This is a genomic window from Labrys okinawensis, from assembly GCF_002982075.1.
GTDB lineage: Bacteria > Pseudomonadota > Alphaproteobacteria > Rhizobiales > Labraceae > Labrys > Labrys okinawensis_A.
This window is the reverse complement of sequence record NZ_PUEJ01000010.1, coordinates 21246-38316: the sequence shown is the minus strand read 5'-3', so window position 1 is coordinate 38316 and position 17071 is coordinate 21246. Positions and strand designations below refer to the sequence as shown.

The following is a 17071-nucleotide window of genomic DNA, read 5'->3' as shown; positions in this document are numbered from 1 at the left end:
ATCCTGCAAACTTGTCTGCATCCTGAACCGAAAATATGTGCGAAGGACCAAAGGTTCAATGCCGATCACGTCGCAAAGAAGCTTTGCCTTGGCACGTGGCAACCTCTATGCAGGCGCGAGCAAGGCGTGAGGCGCGATGGCCGAACTCGAGATACCCGATTGCGTGATCCGGCCTCGCGGTCCGTGGGCCGTGGCGCCCCAATCGCGCGGGCGGTTGTTCGCCGAACCGCAGTCGCCGACGCGAACCGATTTCCAGCGCGACCGCGATCGCATCATTCACTCCACTGCCTTCCGCCGCCTCAAGCACAAGACGCAGGTTTTCGTCGCGCATGAGGGCGACCATTACCGCACCCGGCTGACCCACACGATCGAAGTTGCCCAGATCGCCCGTTCGATCGCCCGCTCGCTGGCGCTCGACGAAGACCTGGCCGAGGCCCTGGCACTGGCGCATGATCTCGGCCACACGCCGTTCGGCCATACCGGCGAAGATGCGCTGGACGAAGCGATGCGCGCCTATGGCGGGTTTGACCACAACGCCCAGTCGCTGCGTATCGTCACCCGCCTCGAGCGACGCTATGCCGAGTTCGACGGGCTCAACCTTGCCTGGGAAACGCTGGAAGGGCTGGTGAAGCATAACGGGCCGCTGCTGCAGGCGGATGGCAGTCCTGTCGCGCGCTATCGCGAGCGCGGCATTCCCGTCGCCATCCTGGAATATCAGGCCCAGCAGAATCTCGAGCTCGAGAGTTTCGCCAGTGCCGAAGCGCAGGCCGCCGCCATCGCCGACGACATTGCCTATAACGCCCATGATATCGATGACGGATTGCGTGCCGGTCTGTTCGAGCTTTCGGATATGCAGCAGGTACCGCTGGCGGGAGAATTGCTCGCCGAGATTGGCGAACAGCACCCCGGGCTCGACCGCAGCCGCACCACGCACGAATTGATGCGCCGCGTAATCACCCGTTTGGTGGAAGATGTGATCGGGATGGGCAGGGCCGCCTTCACTTCCGGACTCTATCGATCGAGTGAGGATGTGCGGGCTGCCGGCAAGATGCTCATTACCTTTTCGCCAGCCGTCGCGCTGGCCGACAAGGGCATCAAGGGCTTTCTCTATCCCAACATGTACCGGCACGAACGGGTGATGCGCGTGCGCATGCATGCCGCAGAAATGGTCACCCGCCTGTTCGATCGCCTGTTCGCCGATATCGGCCAGATGCCGGCCGAATGGTGTGAGGGGCTGGAGGGTGCGCGGGAGGACAAGCGTGCGCGCCGGGTCGCCGATTATATCGCCGGCATGACGGATACTTTCGCTATCAACGAGCATCGGCGCCTGTTCGGCTCAGCGCCGGATCTGCGCTGACCGCCATGGATCCGATCGAATGGCTCAGGCGTGGCGTGCAGGACGCTATCGCCTCGCTTCAGGCTGCGGGCCGCCTGCCGGCTGATCTCGCTCCCACCCCGATCGGCATCGGGATGTCGGATCAGGAAGGGCGGGGAGATTTCACCTGCAACGCCGCCCTCATGCTGGCCCGGCCGGCGGGAATGGCCTCCCAGACCCTGGCTGGCCTCATTGCCGGAATACTGGAGGACTTCGAGGGCATCGCCGGCGTCGAAATTGCCGGGCCCGGCTTCCTGAACCTGAACCTGGCTCCAGGCGCCTGGGCGGCGATGCTTGCCGCCGTGCTGAAGGCCGATGGGAGCTACGGCGCCAGCGAGCGCGGACGGTCACGCGACATTACGATCGGCTTTCGCGCCATAGACCCGCAGAGCACCGGGGCGTTGCCGGAGGCACGCCGCGAAGCGGTCGGGACCGCCTTGGCCAATATGCTGGACCATCTTGGTTTTCGCGCGGACAGGCGCTTTTGCGCAGGTTCGGAGGAAGCCGATGTCGTTGTCCGGCTCGGATCTAATCTGCGCTTCCAGGGACGAGATTCCGCCATACTGGCCGGCCTCCCCCCTGATGATCTCGATCTCTCGACGATCGCCGGCGTCATCAGTGACGATGCGGCTCGACTGGGCATGCTGATGCAGCCTGCCGGCGCTCCTCTCCTGCTCGACCTCGATCTCCTGCTCGATCGGAGCCATGCCAACCCTGTCTTTGACTTGCATTATGCCCATGCTCGCTGCTGTGCTCTGCGCCAGCAGGGCGAAGGGCGCGGGCATGGCGATCTCGACGCGGGGCGTTGGGATGTTCGCGCTTTCGAGGATGAGGGTGCTCGGTTGATTCTGCGGCTGCTCGTCTTATATCCAAGTCAAATCGATCTCGGCGCCAGGCGGGGCGAACCCTACAGGCTGCTCCAGTATCTGTGTGGCCTCGCCGGTGAGTTGCACCGGCAATATTATCGCAGTCTCGGGGCTCCACATTTACGCTTCATTAGGGATGATGATCGATTGTTAACAGGCGCCCGCTTGGCGTTGGTGCGCGGGGTCGAGACGGTTCTTAAGTCTGGACTCGGCTTGCTCGGCAGTTCTGCGCCGGACGAGATGCGCTGAAACGAGATCGGCCGCTTTTGGCCATAGATCGCCCCGGTGATCGACCAGCCTGGTCAGGAACGAGTCATGATTGAAACCGAACATCGCCGTGTCGCAGCCAGCAGCAGCGATCAATGGCTGGCCGATCTGGCAACCGCAGGCGGCGATCGCGATGTTTATGCTGAAAGGCGTGACACAAAGGCCTATGCTGCGGCCGGCGTTTTGCGTTCGCGGGAGGCGGGCATGACGGATCGCTATGATCGCAATGGGCACGAGCTTCGTGATGGTCATCCGGAAACCGTGTCGAAACACGCCCAGGCGGAGCAGGTGCACGCCTATCAGGACGATTATTACGGCGACTACCAGGATGTCGCCACGCGCCAGTCGAAGTCCTATGTCTTCGATGACGAGCGCGAGGAGCAGGGCCCCGAATGGGTTTATGACGAGCAGCGCGGTGTCTGGGTCGATCGCGACGGCAATCCCTATGTGGAGGCCTATCCCGAGGGTGAGGAGGATCGCTACGCGCCGGCGGCCGATGACGAATATCTGGCTCCTCGCGCCGAGGCCCGGGTACCCCGGCGCAAGTCTCGCGGCAGCGCCGTCAGCCTTGCCGCTCTCGTTCTCGTCGCCAGCATTGGCGGCGGTATGGCCTATGTCTGGAAGAAAGGTGGCTTCGTCGGCAGCGACATCCCGGGAATCGGCAGCGAGCCGCCGCTGATCAAGGCAAGCACCGATCCGGTCAAGATCAAGCCAGCCGAGACGGCCACCGTCGCAAGCCAGCCGACTCATGAGATTTTCAACCGCAGCAGCCAGACCGCTTCCGTGGCCGATGAACGTCTCGTTCGTCACGAGGAGCAGCCCGTCGCAGTGGTGCCGACCCGTCCGGAGGGGGCGGCGGCTCCGGCCGCACCCGATGCCGATGCGACGCGTCCGGTGACGACCAGCAACATCGTGCTCCCCAACCCCGAGGGCACTGCCGCGCCCGACCAGACCGCCAGCAATGCGTCGGAAACCCAGATTGCCCAGGCGCCCGACGAGCCGCGGCGGGTAAAGACCATCAAGATCATGCCGGACAGTTCGGTGGTGACGGGCGAAGCGCCGATCACCAATGCCGAGCCGCGCGCCCCGCAGACCCGTTCCGTGGATGTCTCGGCCTTGGCTCCGACGCCTCCTTCCGGCCAGCCCTCTTCTGAAGCGGCACCGCCGGCTCCGGTTGTTGCCCCTGAGGCCGCGCCGCTCGTCCAGGGCGAGGCGGGCCAGGCTTCGCCTCCGGCCTCCGCTGCCCCGGTCGCAACCGTGCCCGCCGACTCCGCCGCCGCATCGCCGGACGAGCAGGCGTCGGCGCAGGCCCTGCCGGGCGAGGAGGACGGTGCCACCACGGTCGTCGAGCCGACCCAGACCCAGGTGGCGCCGCCTGCAGTGCCGCCGGTACGTCCCCGCCATATGCCGCCGGCGCCGAAGCCGGCGCAGGTGGCGTCGGCCGAGCCTGCCGCCGGAGCAGCGCCCGCACCAGCGACGGTCGCCAATGGCAGCTATGTCGTCCAGGTTTCCTCGCAACGCTCGCCGGCTGATGCCCAGAACGCCTTCCAGTCGCTGCAGCGCCGCTTCGCCGGGGTGCTGGGTGGTATGAAGCCCTCGATCCGCAAGGTCGATCTGCCTGACCGCGGCACCTATTACCGGGTACGTGTCGGCGGCTGGTCGACCCCCGCCGAGGCGACGGCCTTCTGCGGCAAGCTCAAGGCTGCGGGCGGGGATTGCGTGATCGCCCGCAATTGATTGCCGGCCGGTTCGAGCCCGGCCGCGCCGGGGCTCAGCCCTCCAGAGATTTCGACCAGGCCCAACTGGATCGGGGCGATCGGAGCCGGGTTCCGATCGCCCCGATCCAGTTGGGCCTGGCCGTCCTTCACACATTTTTCCGAAAACCGAAGAGACTGTCATGCCCCAATCGGCGTTGATCCTGGGCTGTTCCGGCCTGTCGCTCACCCCCGACGAGCGCGCCTTCTACCGTGACGCGGATCCATGGGGTTTTATCCTGTTCCGGCGCAATGTCGGCACGCCGGACGAGGTACGGACCCTGACGGATTCGCTGCGTGAGACGGTGGGACGCGATGCGCCCGTCCTGGTGGATCAGGAGGGCGGACGGGTCCAGCGTCTGACGGCTCCCCATTGGCAGAAATATCCGGCGGCACGGCGCTATGGCCAGATCCATGCCAACGATCCGGTGACGCGCCGCGAGATCACCCGGCTGGCTGCGCGGCTGATCGCGCATGACCTCCTGGAGGTCGGCATCAATGTCGATTGCCTGCCCGTACTCGATATTCCCGTACCTGGCGCTCATGACGTTATCGGTGACCGGGCCTATGGCCTCGACGCGGCCACGGTGGGCACGCTCGGCAGGGCCGCGGCCGAGGGCATGATCGCCGGCGGCGTGCTGCCCGTGATGAAGCATATGCCCGGCCATGGCCGCGCCGGCGTGGACAGCCATCTCTCGCTGCCGATCGTATCCGCGAGCCGGGCCGAGCTCGAATCACTCGACTTCCTGCCCTTCCGCATGCTTGCCGACATGCCCGCTGCGATGACCGCACATGTGGTTTACCAGGCCTTGGACCCGTCATCCCCAGCTACGACGTCCAAAAAGGTGATCCGCCATGTGATCAGGAACGCAATCGGCTATGATGGTCTCCTGATGAGCGACGATCTTTCCATGCAGGCTCTCGAGGGAACATTGGAGCAACGGGCCGCGGCGGCCTTTGCCGCGGGGTGCGATCTCGGCCTGCATTGCAACGGCAAGATGGATGAGATGATGGGGGTGGCCCGTGCCGCTCCGAGTCTGGCAGGCAAGGCACGTCGGCGCGCCGACGCCGCCTTGGCCCGCATCCGGCATCTGCCGGAGCCGCTCGATATCGACGAGGCGCGCCAACGGCTGGCGGCCGCGCTCGCCGACGGAGACATGGTCTGAATGAGCGACGAATTCGAGGAGGAGGTGAGGGTGGACAAGGCGGTCAGCGACCCCACGCTCGTCGTGGACGTCGATGGCTTCGAAGGTCCCCTCGATCTGCTGCTGGAACTGGCGCGGCGTCAAAAGGTCGATCTCACGCGCATCTCCATCCTCGCCCTCGCCGAGCAATATCTCGCCTTTGTCGAGGAGGCTCGCCGTCTCAGGCTCGAACTGGCGGCCGACTATCTGGTGATGGCCGCGTGGCTGGCCTATCTCAAGTCGCGCCTGCTGCTGCCGGAATCGCCCAAGGGCGAAGAACCGCCGGCGGCCGAGCTCGCCGCTGCCCTTGCTTTCCGCCTGCAGCGCCTGGAAGCCATGCGCAATGCCGCCGCCCAGCTGCAGGAGCGGGCCGTCCTGGGGCGCGACGTATTCAAGCGGGGCATGCCCGAGGGTATCAGGCTCAACAATCACGGGCGCTTCGAGGCGACGCTGCATGATCTGCTCACGGCTTATGCCCAGCAGCGCCAGCGCGCCATGGTCGGCTATGTCAGGTTGCCCGAGCGCAATGTCTGGACGCTGGCCGAAGCGCGTGAATTGCTGGAATCGCTGATCGGGCCGGCAGCGGACTGGCTCAGTCTCGACGAATTTCTGGTGGACTATCTGGCCGAGCCCTCGACACGGGCGACGGTTCGGGCCTCTAGCTTCTCGGCGAGCCTCGAGCTGGTGAAGGAAGGCAAGCTCGATTTGCGCCAGGCAACTCCCTTCTCGCCGATCTATCTGCGGTCGCGCGGGGATGCCGGCCAGGCGGAGTCCTCCTGATCGGCCGCGGCTCGATCGGGAAGAATCCGCTGGATCGTGGATGGGTTTTGGCAGGCCATGCGGCCGGTGCCACTTTTTGGGCGCGGCCTGCATAGGGAAGGATTAGGCATTGGGCGAAATTGCATCGTTCCAACCGGAAGTCGCGACCCAGACCGAGCTGCAGCAGCATATGCGCCTGATCGAGGCATTGCTGTTCGCGGCGACGGAACCGCTGGACGAGGCGACGCTGGCATCACGGCTGCCCGAGGGGGCTGATATCGGCGCCGCTATCGGCGCCTTGCAGGCGGACTATGCCACGCGCGGTGTCAATCTGGTCAGGTTGGGCGGGCGCTGGGCTTTCCGCACCGCCGACGACCTGGCCTGGATCCTGTCGCGCGATGCCTATGAGACGCGCAAATTGTCGCGGGCAGCGATGGAAACCCTGGCGATCATCGCCTATCACCAGCCTGTGACACGCGCCGAGATCGAGGACATCCGTTCGGTTTCGATCTCCAAGGGCACGCTGGACGTGCTTTTGGAAACCGGCTGGGTGCGTCTGCGCGGGCGGCGGCGCGCGCCGGGACGTCCGGTGACTTATGGCACCACACCGGCATTTCTGGAGCATTTCGGCCTGGATGGGGTCGGGGATTTGCCTGGACTCGATGAACTCAAGGGGGCAGGCCTGCTCGACGGCCGCCTGCCGCCCGGCTTCAGCGTGCCGATGCCCAATGACGACAGTGCCCTGACGCCGGATGAGGAGCCCTTGGAGTCCGCCGACCTTTCCTTTGCATTTCCCGAACCGGAACCCGAACATGAAGGTTGAGTAACAACACCGAACCTTCTTGTTTTTGCCGTGAAGCCCGCCTAGATTCCGGTGGGATCATCGGGTCGCGTGCGGCGCCGTTGTAGTGTTGTTGCAATCGGCTTTGCCGCGTTGGAGGGTATCATGGGTACATGGGGTATTACGCACTGGATCATTCTGGCTGTCGTCGTACTCGTCCTGTTTGGTGGACGCGGCAAGATTTCCGACTTGATGGGTGACGTTGCCAAGGGCATCAAATCCTTCAAGAAGGGCATTGCGGACGACGAACCGGCGGCTGCCCAGCAGCCCGTGAAGACGATCGACACCCAGGCCGGTACCACCGTCAATCCTGCAGAGCAGACCAAGGCGGGGTGAGCCGGTGCGGTTCGCGCCGGTGATCTTACCCTGAAGACTGAGTCTTCCTGGCTCCGCGTATGAACGCGGAGCATTTCGTTTCGCCAGACCGAGCGTTGCATGTTTGATATCAGCTGGAGCCATATCCTGATCGTGGGGGCGGTGGCTGTCGTCGTCATCGGCCCCAAGGAACTGCCCAGCACGATGCGTTCTCTCGGTCGGGGCGTGAACAAGCTGCGCCGCATGGCCGGCGAGTTTCAGGGGCAGTTCAACGAGGCGCTCAAGGAAGCCAATCTCGAGGACGTCAAAAAGGAATTCGACACGCTGCGCCAATCCGCGGCGACCTTGAGCAGCATCAGCAGTCCGGCAGGGCTGGCACGTAACGCCCTGAGATCGTCCGTGTTCGATTCGGAACCTCCGCTCAGCCCGGCCGCAATCGCACCGATTGTGGAGAGCGGAGCAGGGGGCGCCGCGGTGCTCGAGCCTTCCATTGCCGGCCCCAACCCTTCCTCCTTGGCGGCCAAACTCGTCGGGGTCGAAATCCCCTCCGCCTTCGCGCCCCTCGCAGTGTTCAAATCCTAAGATGACCGAAGACGACATCGACGCCTCCAAGGCGCCGCTTCTCGACCACCTCATCGAGTTGCGCTCGCGCCTGATGAAATCCGGCATTGCGTTCATCGTCCTGTTCATCGGCGCTTTCGCGATTTCTAAAACGATCTACAATTTTCTCCTCTGGCCCTACGAATGGGCTGCGTCGAGCTATCCCGCCGGCCAGGTGAAGTTGATCTATACTCACCCGCTGGATTTCCTGTTCACCCAGATCCGCGTGGCCTTTTTCACCGCCGCCTTCATCGGCTTTCCCTTCTTCGCCATCCAGATCTACCGGTTCATCGCGCCCGGTCTCTATCGGCACGAGCGAAACATCTTCGTGCCCTATCTGATCGCCACGCCTCTGTTCTTCTTCCTCGGCGGGTTGCTGGTCTATTTCCTGGCCATGCCGGCGGTGATGCATTTCGCGCTGAGCATGCAGCAGATCGGCGGCAGTGGGATCGCTACCATCGAATTGCTGGCGACGGTGGATGGCTATCTTTCCTTGCTGATGAACCTGATCTTCGCCTTCGGGCTGGTGTTCCAGCTGCCGGTGGTGTTGACGCTACTGGGGCGGATCGGGGTGGTCGATTCCACCTTCCTCAAGGAAAAACGGCGTTATGCCATCGTCATCGTCACGGCGATCTCCGCCGTTCTGGCGCCGCCCGACCCCTGGAGCATGATCGCGCTTGCCGTGCCGGGCGTGCTCCTTTACGAACTCTCGATCTATTCGGTCCGGTGGGTTGAGAAGAAGCGCGCGGAAAGCGATGCTCAGACTTCGGAATAGCCCGTCGGTGTCCTGACGTCCGTTCTGGAGTTGATCTGATGTATGATGTGAAGTGGATCCGCGAGAACTCGGGTCTCTTCGACCAAGGCCGAGTTCGCAGAGGGCTCGAGCCGCTGGCCGCCACCATACTCGAGCTCGACGAGAGCCGCCGTGCGCTCGTCGCCAGGCTGCAAGCTTCCCAGGAGCGCCGTAACGCCGCCTCCAAGGAGATCGGCGCTGCCAAGCAGGCCAAGGACGAAGCCAGGGCACAGGCGCTTATGGCCGAGGTCAATGCTCTCAAGGCCTCGATGCCGGCTGACGAGGAAGCGTTGCGACTCGCCGACAAGGCTCTCTACGACCAGCTCATCTCGATTCCGAACCTGCCGCTCGACGAGGTTCCCACCGGCGCCGACGAACACGGCAATGTCGAACACCACCGCCATGGCGTGGCGCGAGCCTATACCTTCGCCCCCAAGGAGCATTTCGAACTGGGTGAGGCGCTCGGCCTGATGGATTTCGAGATTGCCGCCAAGCTCTCCGGCTCCCGCTTCGTGGTGTTGCAGAAGAGCCTGGCCCGGCTCGAGCGGGCGATCGGTCAGTATTTCATCGACAAGCATACCGGCGAGCACGGCTATACGGAGGTCGCTGCGCCCTTGCTGGTGCGCGACGATGCCATGATCGGCACCGCCCAACTGCCGAAATTCGCCGAGGATCAGTTCCGCGTACAGCCCGGCGACTTCTGGCTGATTCCGACGGCCGAGGTCTCGCTGACCAATCTCGTGCGCGACGCCATCACCGCCGAGGAGGAGCTGCCGCTGCGCTACACCGCGCTGACCCACTGCTTTCGGGCCGAAGCCGGCGCGGCGGGGCGCGATACTCGGGGCATGATCCGTCAGCACCAGTTCCAGAAGGTCGAACTCGTCTCGATCACCACGCCCGAACAGAGCCGGGCCGAGCACGAACGCATGCTCGCCTGTGCCGAAGCCGTACTGAAGGGGCTGGATCTGCATTACCGGGTGATGACGCTGTGCACCGGCGACATGGGCTTTGCCTCGCAGAAGACCTATGACATCGAGGTCTGGCTGCCGGGACAGGGGCTGTTCCGCGAAATCTCCTCCTGCTCGGTCTGTGGCGACTTCCAGGCGCGCCGCATGAACGCGCGCACCCGCCCGAAATCCGGAGGCGCCCCTCGTTTCGTGCATACGCTGAACGGATCGGGCGTGGCGGTCGGCCGTGCGCTCGTGGCCGTGATGGAAAATTATCAGAATGAGGACGGTTCCATCACCGTTCCGGACGTTCTGGTTCCCTATATGGGCGGCCTGCGCCGGATCGAAAGACAATAAGCCCCGCCTCTGCTTATCTTGCCGCGCCCTTCCTGATTCCAGAATCAGGAAGGGCGCAGCAATCATTTGTTTCTGCAAGGATTTTTGCAGCGGCAGGGGATTGTGTAAGACAAACTCTCGCCGGAGCTCCTTTTCCTGTGGCACACTGGCGTGGACTCAGCGAGCAAGGACGGACGGCGGATGCGAGTTCTGATTACCAACGATGATGGCATCCACGCGCCCGGCCTGGTTTCGCTTGAGAAGATCGCACGCAGCCTGAGTGACGACGTGATCGTCGTAGCGCCCGAAACCGACCAGTCCGGCGTTTCCCATTCCCTTTCGCTCAGCACGCCGTTGCGCCTGCGCCAGATCGAGGAACAGCGCTATGCGGTCAGCGGGACGCCGACCGATTGCGTGCTGATGGGCGTGCAGCATCTGCTCAAGGGCAAGCAGCCGGATCTGGTGCTGTCCGGCGTCAATCGCGGCCAGAACATCGCCGAAGACGTCACCTATTCCGGCACGGTGGCTGCTGCCATGGAAGGTACCGTTCTCGGGATTCCCTCGATCGCGCTCAGCCAGGCCTATGGCATCGGGGGGAGGGACGGCATGCGTTGGGATTGTGCCGAACAGCATGCACCCGGCGTGATCCGCAAGCTCCTGGCCCATGGTTTCGCCAAGGGAACCTTGTTCAACGTCAATTTTCCCAATTGCGAGCCCGACGAAGTCGCAGGAATTGCCGTGACCACGCAGGGACAGCGCGACGCCGCCCTGGTGGACGTGGTCGAGCGACAGGATTTTCGCGGCGGCCCCTATTACTGGCTGGCTCCGCGCCGTGAAACGCCGCCCCGGCTCGAAGGTACGGATCTGGACGCTCTCTTCAACAAGCGCATTTCCGTCACGCCCCTTCATCTCAACCTGACGGACGTGCCGGCTTTGAAACGCCTTTCGGATGCCTTTTAAACGGTGCCAAGACCGACATCATGACGGACAACATGACGGACTATGAGCCCTTTGTGAATCCCGACGACGAACATGCGCAGGAGATGATGGCCTTCATCCTGCGCCTGCGCCGTCACGGGTTGACGGACCAGAAGGTGCTGAATGCCGTTTCCACCTTGCCGCGCCCGGTCTTCGTGCTGCCGGAGTTCGCCGAGTTCGCCTGGCGCGATCTCAGTCTTCCCATCCAGTGCGGCCAGACCATCACCCCTCCAGTGCTCGCAGCCACCATCGCCGAACGCCTGGATGTCGAACCGCTGCACCGCGTGCTGGAGATCGGCACGGGCTCGGGCTATCTGACGGCGGTGCTCGGACGCCTCGCCAAGCGTGTCCTCACGCTCGACCGCTGGCGCACCCTAGTCACCGAGGCCGAGGAGAGGCTGAGGGCCGTCACCATTCTCAACGTCACCATGATGGTGGCCGATGGCAGTTCCGGCTGGCGACAGCAGGCACCCTTCGATCGTATCGTCACCACGGCGGCGATGAGCGAGATCCCCGAAGAGCTACTGGATCAATTGGCCCTGGGAGGGCGCATGATAGCGCCTATCGGCCCGCCGGGCGAAGAGCAGCAATTGACCATGATCGTGCGCGACGCCGACGGCTTCCATCATACGCCCCTGATGGATATCCGCGCCGCATCCATGATTCTGGGTGTGGCCGACCGGCTTTGAGCCTCTGCCGAATCTAAGGCCGGCCCGGTTTTTCGTCCCGTCGACGCAATTATTGCAAGACAGTTCAGTCTTTCGTGCCGACTAGACTTCGGTCGCCGGGTTGTCGGTGCGACGGCGAAGTATCGGCCCTGGTGGATCGCAGCAAATTCAGGTCGCGGAGGGATGGCGGGATACCGCCATCCCGTGCAGTATGCGGCGTTTCCGACGGCGCGGGATTGGCAGCCCAGGTCTGATTTTAAGATCGCTCCTGGCCGATCGGTCTAACAGCACGTCGGTTGGGGGATTTGAGATGACCGAACAGGCAGCACAACAATTCTATTCAGATATTCCAACATTCAGCATTGCCGAACTGGACCAGGACACGCATGCCCTGTTCCGCAAATTTCGACCGGAGACGCCTTTCATCCGACGGGACGACGGCCCGCTTTTTATCTTGCGCGCCAAGGATGTCGTCAGCCTCACCACCGACGAGCGCACGCGCCAGATCGAAACGGAACTCCTGCAGCTGAGAGGGGTCACCTCCGGGCCGCTCTTCGACTTCTATGACAAATGCATGCTGCTTTCGAATGGGGCCGCTCATAAGAGGCGTCGCGGGCCGATGGCGCGAACCTTCGCCTTCAAGATGGTCGCCGAGGTCCGCCCCAAAGTGCGGGCCATGGCGGAGAAACTGATCGATCGGCATTACGAGGCTGGCGGGATGGACCTGTTCGAGGACTATTCCGCAATCATTCCGGCCCATACTGTCGCCGCCATTCTCGGGATGCCCGAGGCCGACATTCCGAAATTCGCGCGCTGGATCTATATCATTGCCCGCAGCCTGGGCACGTCCTGGACAGAAAAGGACATTCCTGAGCTCGAGGATGCCTGCCGTCAGATGACGGACTACATGTATGAGCTGGTCGCGGAACGCCGTCAGAACCCTCGCGGTGATTTCCTGTCCGACTATATCGCCGCCATTGATGAGAATCCCGAGATGACGCCCCTCGAGGCGATCATGCAGATCATCATCGTGGTGCTGGGCGGCAGCGATACCACGCGGGCCTCGATGGCGATCCAGACCGCGCTTCTGCTCGAGCATCGCGAACAGTGGCAGGCTGTGTGCGACGACCCCAGCCTCATTCCCGGTGCGGTTTCCGAAGCTCTGCGATTCGAGCCCTCGGTGGCGTCGCTGCCTCGGCTGGTGCTGGAGGACATCGAGATCGGCGGCCACACATTGGCGCCGGGGTCGCTGCTGATGCTCTCCACCATGTCGGCTCTGCGCGATCCCGATGTGTTCGGCGAGCCCGACCGATTCGACATAAGGCGGACCGATCACACGCGCTGGCATTATGTTTTCGGCGGCGGCGCCCATCGCTGTCTGGGCGAGGCCCTGGCAAAAGCCGAACTGGAAGAAGGGTTGGCGGCGCTCGTCAGTCGTGTTCCGCAGGCCAGGCTCGTCGGCAAGCTGAAGGTCGAGGGCCATGGCGGCATTCGCAGCGCCGAGAATCTCCGTCTGGAATGGACACTCTGACGCCCTTCGTGAGTCGCGCCGGTGATGCCGATTCCCTGCGCATGCCGGCGCGGCGTAGCTTTAACGCCTGAGGCGGGAGCGATCCTGTCCCTCGATTGTGAACTCCTGCCGGGACACAGGTTGGAGCGTGAAGTTCTAGGCTGAAAAGTAAAGCGATCTCAATGAGATGAGGCGCGCGCAGGGCAGCCTGTACGCCCCCGTGCAATCGGGCCCCTTTTCCAAATTCTGTCCAAATTGAGTCCGGCTCTTAAGGCGTTGTTTACCCCAATAGAGGCTTAATCACCCCATCTTCTTCTCAAGCGTGGGTGTGAGCGTCCTATGCGTTTTCCGATCGAATTGATCCGTTCGCGCCACTTGTCGCGCGTCGCCGTGATCGCCCTGGTGGCAGGCCTCGCAGCAAGCTGCAGCGACACATCGAGGTTCGCCGAGAATCCCTTCTCCAATCCGTTCACCTCGAGCGACAACCAGTTGGCCTACGCCCAGCCCCAGCCTTCCAAGGCGAGGCCGCGCTATGACAACTCCGGCTACGCCGTCAACACCGTGCCCGCGGCGGGTGTGGTTGCCTCGCAGCCTCTGCCGCCGGTCGGCGCCGTGGCGCAACGCAGCACGCCCTCCACGCAATATCGCCTGGCGCGCGGCGAGCAGCCGATCGTGACCGGCGCGATCTCGACGCCAGCGCCGCAGATTGGTGGCTTCAAGGCCGGTGGCTGGACCGCCACGGGCGGAACGCCGGTCACCGCTGCCGCAGGAGAGACCGTCAACACGCTCTCCAACCGCTACGGCGTGCCCTCCGATGCGATCATGAAGGTCAATGGCCTGACTTCCCGTTCGCTGACACCGGGACAGCAAGTCATCATTCCCGTCTACAATGCGGCCCAGAATGGCAATGCCGCGGTGACGACGGTGGCCGCGAATACCGACCAGCCTTATCCCGGCGATGCGCCTGAAACGTCGCGCGGTAGCGTTGGCGAGGTCAAGGTTCGCCCTGTCGCCACCACGCCGGCAGCGGGCGCCAAGCCGAAGCCGGCTCCTGTCGCTGCTGCCTCCGGCGTTCACGTCGTCAAGCCGGGCGAGACGCTGACGTCGATCGCCAAGGCCTATGGCACGACGCGTCCGCGTCTGGCCAAGGAGAACGGTATCGATGAATGGATGAGCGTCAAAATCGGCCAGAAACTGGTCGTACGCGGAACCGCCCACGCCGCTGCGCCGGCACCGGCGGCCGAAGCTGTCGTTGACAACCGTCCGCCTCGTGACGTGCCGGTCGCCGCGGCCGTGCAGCCGCGGCCTGTGGCAGCGCCCAAGCCGGTGCAAACAGCACGTGCAGCCGCCCCGGCTCCGGTGAAGACCACCAAGACGCAGAAGTCGATTGCCGCCGAGGCTATGCAGGTAGCCGCGCCGCATGGGCAGACCGTCAAAACCGCGACCGTCAAGCCGGTTGCCGTCAAGCCGGTTCAGACGGCGAGGGTTGCTCCGGCCGAGGTCAAGGCCAAGCCTGCCCAGGTGGCGGCTGCCAAGCCGGCCGATGCGGTCAAAGCGAGCAAGCTCAAGGCCGAGAAGCTGGCGGCAGCCAAGCAGAAGGTGCCGGTCAGCAAGCCCGCTCAGGTGGCAGCCGCCAAGCCGGTCAAGCCTGCCGAAGCCAGCCAGCCTGCGCCGGTCGCGACCGGAACGATCCCGCCCGCCGCAAGCGCGCAGCTACCGGCTGCTCCTGCCGCGGAACTGCCGAAGGACGCCAATGCCGCCACTCCGGGCAGCCCGGAGTTCCGCTGGCCGGTGAAGGGGCGCATCATCCAGAGCTTCGGCCGCAACAGCGACGGCATCAATATTTCCGTGCCGGAAGGAACCGAGGTGAAGGCTGCCGAGGATGGCGTCGTCGCCTATGCCGGCAACGAACTGAAAGGCTATGGCAATCTGATCCTCATCCGCCATGCCAACGGCTATGTCACGGCTTATGGCCATGCCAAGCAGCTCGACGTCAAGAAGGGCGAAACCGTCCGGCGAGGCCAGACGATCGCGACAGCGGGCCAGACCGGCAACGTGACCTCGCCGCAGGTGCTGTTCGAAGTCCGCAAAGGTGCAGCGCCGGTCGATCCGACCCGCTATCTTTCCGGCACCTGATAACGAAATCTGCTTCTCCGCGAGACCCCGAAGCAGCTCGAGTGGCCCGGCAGTGATGTCGGGCCACTTTTCATTACGCCGAAGGAAGCCGTTCAGTTCAGGGTCTTGCCCAGTCGACCTGCGAGATCCTGCACATATTGCCAGGCCGTACGGCCGGAGCGGGCGCCGCGGGTCGTCGCCCATTCGAGGGCCTCGGCCCGCATGGTGTCGCGATCGAGATCGAGGCCAAAATGATCGGCATAGCCATAGACCATGTCGAGGTAATCGTCCTGGCTGCAGCGATGGAAGCCGAGCCACAGGCCGAAACGATCGGAGAGCGACACTTTCTCTTCCACCGCCTCGCCGGGATTGATCGCCGTCGATCGCTCATTGTCGATCATATCGCGGGGCATCAGGTGACGACGGTTCGAGGTTGCGTAGAAGATGAGATTGTCCGGACGCCCTTCGACGCCCCCCTCCAGCGCCGCCTTGAGTGATTTGTAGGAGGTGTCGTCGCTGTCGAAGGAGAGATCATCGCAGAACACGATGAAGCGATAGGGAGCCCGACGGGTGAGGTTCATCAGTTCGGGCAGGCTGTCGATGTCCTCGCGATGGATCTCGATCAGCTTCAGGATGCCGCCGACCTTGGCGTTGATGTCGGCATGGGATGCCTTCACCAGCGACGACTTGCCCATGCCGCGGGCCCCCCAGAGCAAGGCGTTGTTGGCAGGCAGCCCGCGGGCGAAGCGCTCGGTATTGTCGACCAGGAGATCGCGCACCAGGTCGATGCCCTTGAGCAGCGGCATGGCAACCCTGTTCACCTTCGGCACGGGTTGCAGATATTTTTCGCTGGCCTGCCAGATGAAGGCCTCGGCGGCATCGAAGTCGGCCTTGATGGCGGCGGGCGGCGCCAGCCGCTCCAGCGCTTCGGCGATGCGGGCGAGCAATTGCGGCAATTCGCTGGATGAAACGTTTGTCATGGCAACCAGATGAAATGAATTTCGGGGCTCTTCGTCTCTAACGCGCCGGCGGGGCGCTGAAAAGCGGCGCCATGCCGCGCCCGCCCTCAGACGAGGCTTGATACCGGCCGCAAAACGGCTGGCGCCGGCGGACGCCGATCGTGGCAGGGGCGTGACCAGCCGGCTGCTCCCTTGACGCAGGGAGCGCGATTCCCCGCCGGCGCTTGGTCCGTGACGAAAGGCCGTGATAGCCGAACGGACGGTTTCCCACATCGTTAGCCATGAATTTTTCGTCATGTGCTAGGCGAAAGTGGCGTTCTGTTTGCTTTCGGTGGCTGGTTCACTATATTCCGCGCGAATTCGCGGCTGGGCTGTCCCGGCCGCTTCTCTTGAGAGGCGATCCCATGTTCACGACACCAGCCTTTGCCCAGGCAGCCCAGGGCGGCGGCGACCTGTTCTCCAGTCTCGGCGGCACGCTGCTGCTGCCGATCGCGATGTTCGTGATCTTCTATTTCCTGCTGATCCGCCCTCAGCAGCGCAAGGCGAAGGAACAGGCCGCTCTGCTAAAGGCAATCCGTCGTGGCGATACCATCGTGATGTCGGGCGGGATGATCGGCAAGGTCACCAAGGCGGTCGAAGGCGAGTCCGAGATCGAGGCCGAAATCGCCGAAGGAGTCCGCGTGAAGGTCATCCGCGAGATGGTGGTCACCGTCCGCTCCAAGACCGAGCCGGTGAAGAAGACCGAAGCTGCCTGAGGCCTGCAGGGGTAACGCCCTTCTTTGGTTTCGATCACAAGACACGATA

At 63.7% G+C, this 17071-nt stretch carries 16 protein-coding genes; 15 read left to right on the top strand and 1 reads right to left on the bottom strand.

Going from position 1 to position 17071, the window contains the following annotated elements; genetic code table 11:
- The first annotated feature begins 136 nt into the window (after positions 1-136).
- The 14 genes from C5L14_RS23525 (at position 137) to C5L14_RS23460 (ending at position 15329) form a co-directional block, all read left to right on the top strand.
- Complete coding sequence (locus tag C5L14_RS23525) at positions 137-1357, top strand: deoxyguanosinetriphosphate triphosphohydrolase (RefSeq protein ID WP_105864521.1); 1221 nt, start codon at positions 137-139, stop codon at positions 1355-1357.
- Positions 1358-1362: 5 nt separating this feature from the next.
- On the top strand, positions 1363-2490 hold the full coding sequence (locus C5L14_RS23520; RefSeq protein WP_105864520.1) for a DALR anticodon-binding domain-containing protein: 1128 nt from the start codon (positions 1363-1365) through the stop codon (positions 2488-2490).
- Between the two features lie 66 nt (positions 2491-2556).
- Positions 2557-4245 (top strand): SPOR domain-containing protein, encoded by a 1689-nt coding sequence (locus C5L14_RS23515; RefSeq protein ID WP_105864519.1) that lies wholly within the window; start codon positions 2557-2559, stop codon positions 4243-4245.
- A 160-nt stretch (positions 4246-4405) separates the two neighbouring features.
- Positions 4406-5428 carry a beta-N-acetylhexosaminidase gene (nagZ, locus tag C5L14_RS23510; protein WP_105864518.1) on the top strand — a complete coding sequence of 341 codons (1023 nt, stop codon included), beginning with the start codon at positions 4406-4408 and terminating at the stop codon, positions 5426-5428.
- Positions 5429-6226: a segregation and condensation protein A gene (locus C5L14_RS23505; protein ID WP_105864517.1), complete on the top strand. Its 798-nt coding sequence runs from the start codon at positions 5429-5431 to the stop codon at positions 6224-6226.
- 169 nt (positions 6227-6395) lie between these two features.
- Positions 6396-7028, top strand: coding sequence for an SMC-Scp complex subunit ScpB (gene scpB / locus C5L14_RS23500; RefSeq protein WP_105864699.1), 633 nt, complete (start codon positions 6396-6398; stop codon positions 7026-7028).
- Positions 7029-7151: 123 nt separating this feature from the next.
- Positions 7152-7382, top strand: coding sequence for a twin-arginine translocase TatA/TatE family subunit (locus C5L14_RS23495; RefSeq protein ID WP_105864516.1), 231 nt, complete (start codon positions 7152-7154; stop codon positions 7380-7382).
- A 99-nt stretch (positions 7383-7481) separates the two neighbouring features.
- Positions 7482-7943 carry a Sec-independent protein translocase protein TatB gene (gene tatB, locus C5L14_RS23490; RefSeq protein WP_105864515.1) on the top strand — a complete coding sequence of 154 codons (462 nt, stop codon included), beginning with the start codon at positions 7482-7484 and terminating at the stop codon, positions 7941-7943.
- A gap of 1 nt (position 7944) precedes the next feature.
- Complete coding sequence (gene tatC, locus C5L14_RS23485; protein ID WP_105864514.1) at positions 7945-8736, top strand: twin-arginine translocase subunit TatC; 792 nt, start codon at positions 7945-7947, stop codon at positions 8734-8736.
- A gap of 38 nt (positions 8737-8774) precedes the next feature.
- Positions 8775-10058, top strand: coding sequence for a serine--tRNA ligase (serS, locus tag C5L14_RS23480; protein WP_105864513.1), 1284 nt, complete (start codon positions 8775-8777; stop codon positions 10056-10058).
- Between the two features lie 180 nt (positions 10059-10238).
- Complete coding sequence (surE, locus tag C5L14_RS23475; RefSeq protein WP_105864512.1) at positions 10239-10997, top strand: 5'/3'-nucleotidase SurE; 759 nt, start codon at positions 10239-10241, stop codon at positions 10995-10997.
- Between the two features lie 20 nt (positions 10998-11017).
- Entirely contained in the window at positions 11018-11704 is a 687-nt protein-coding gene (locus C5L14_RS23470; RefSeq protein ID WP_105864511.1) for a protein-L-isoaspartate(D-aspartate) O-methyltransferase, read from the top strand.
- Between the two features lie 289 nt (positions 11705-11993).
- The gene (locus tag C5L14_RS23465) at positions 11994-13214 is read left to right on the top strand and encodes a cytochrome P450 (protein ID WP_105864510.1); all 1221 of its coding nucleotides are present in this window, start codon (positions 11994-11996) and stop codon (positions 13212-13214) included.
- 318 nt (positions 13215-13532) lie between these two features.
- Positions 13533-15329, top strand: a complete 1797-nt coding sequence (locus tag C5L14_RS23460) for a peptidoglycan DD-metalloendopeptidase family protein (RefSeq protein WP_105864509.1) — start codon at positions 13533-13535, stop codon at positions 15327-15329.
- Between the two features lie 92 nt (positions 15330-15421).
- Here C5L14_RS23460 and C5L14_RS23455 read toward each other — a convergent pair whose 3' ends face one another.
- Complete coding sequence (locus C5L14_RS23455; RefSeq protein ID WP_105864508.1) at positions 15422-16288, bottom strand: ATP-binding protein; 867 nt, start codon at positions 16286-16288, stop codon at positions 15422-15424.
- 383 nt (positions 16289-16671) lie between these two features.
- Here C5L14_RS23455 and yajC point away from each other — a divergent pair, with 383 nt between their 5' ends.
- Positions 16672-17022, top strand: a complete 351-nt coding sequence (yajC, locus tag C5L14_RS23450; RefSeq protein ID WP_105864507.1) for a preprotein translocase subunit YajC — start codon at positions 16672-16674, stop codon at positions 17020-17022.
- Positions 17023-17071: the final 49 nt, after the last annotated feature.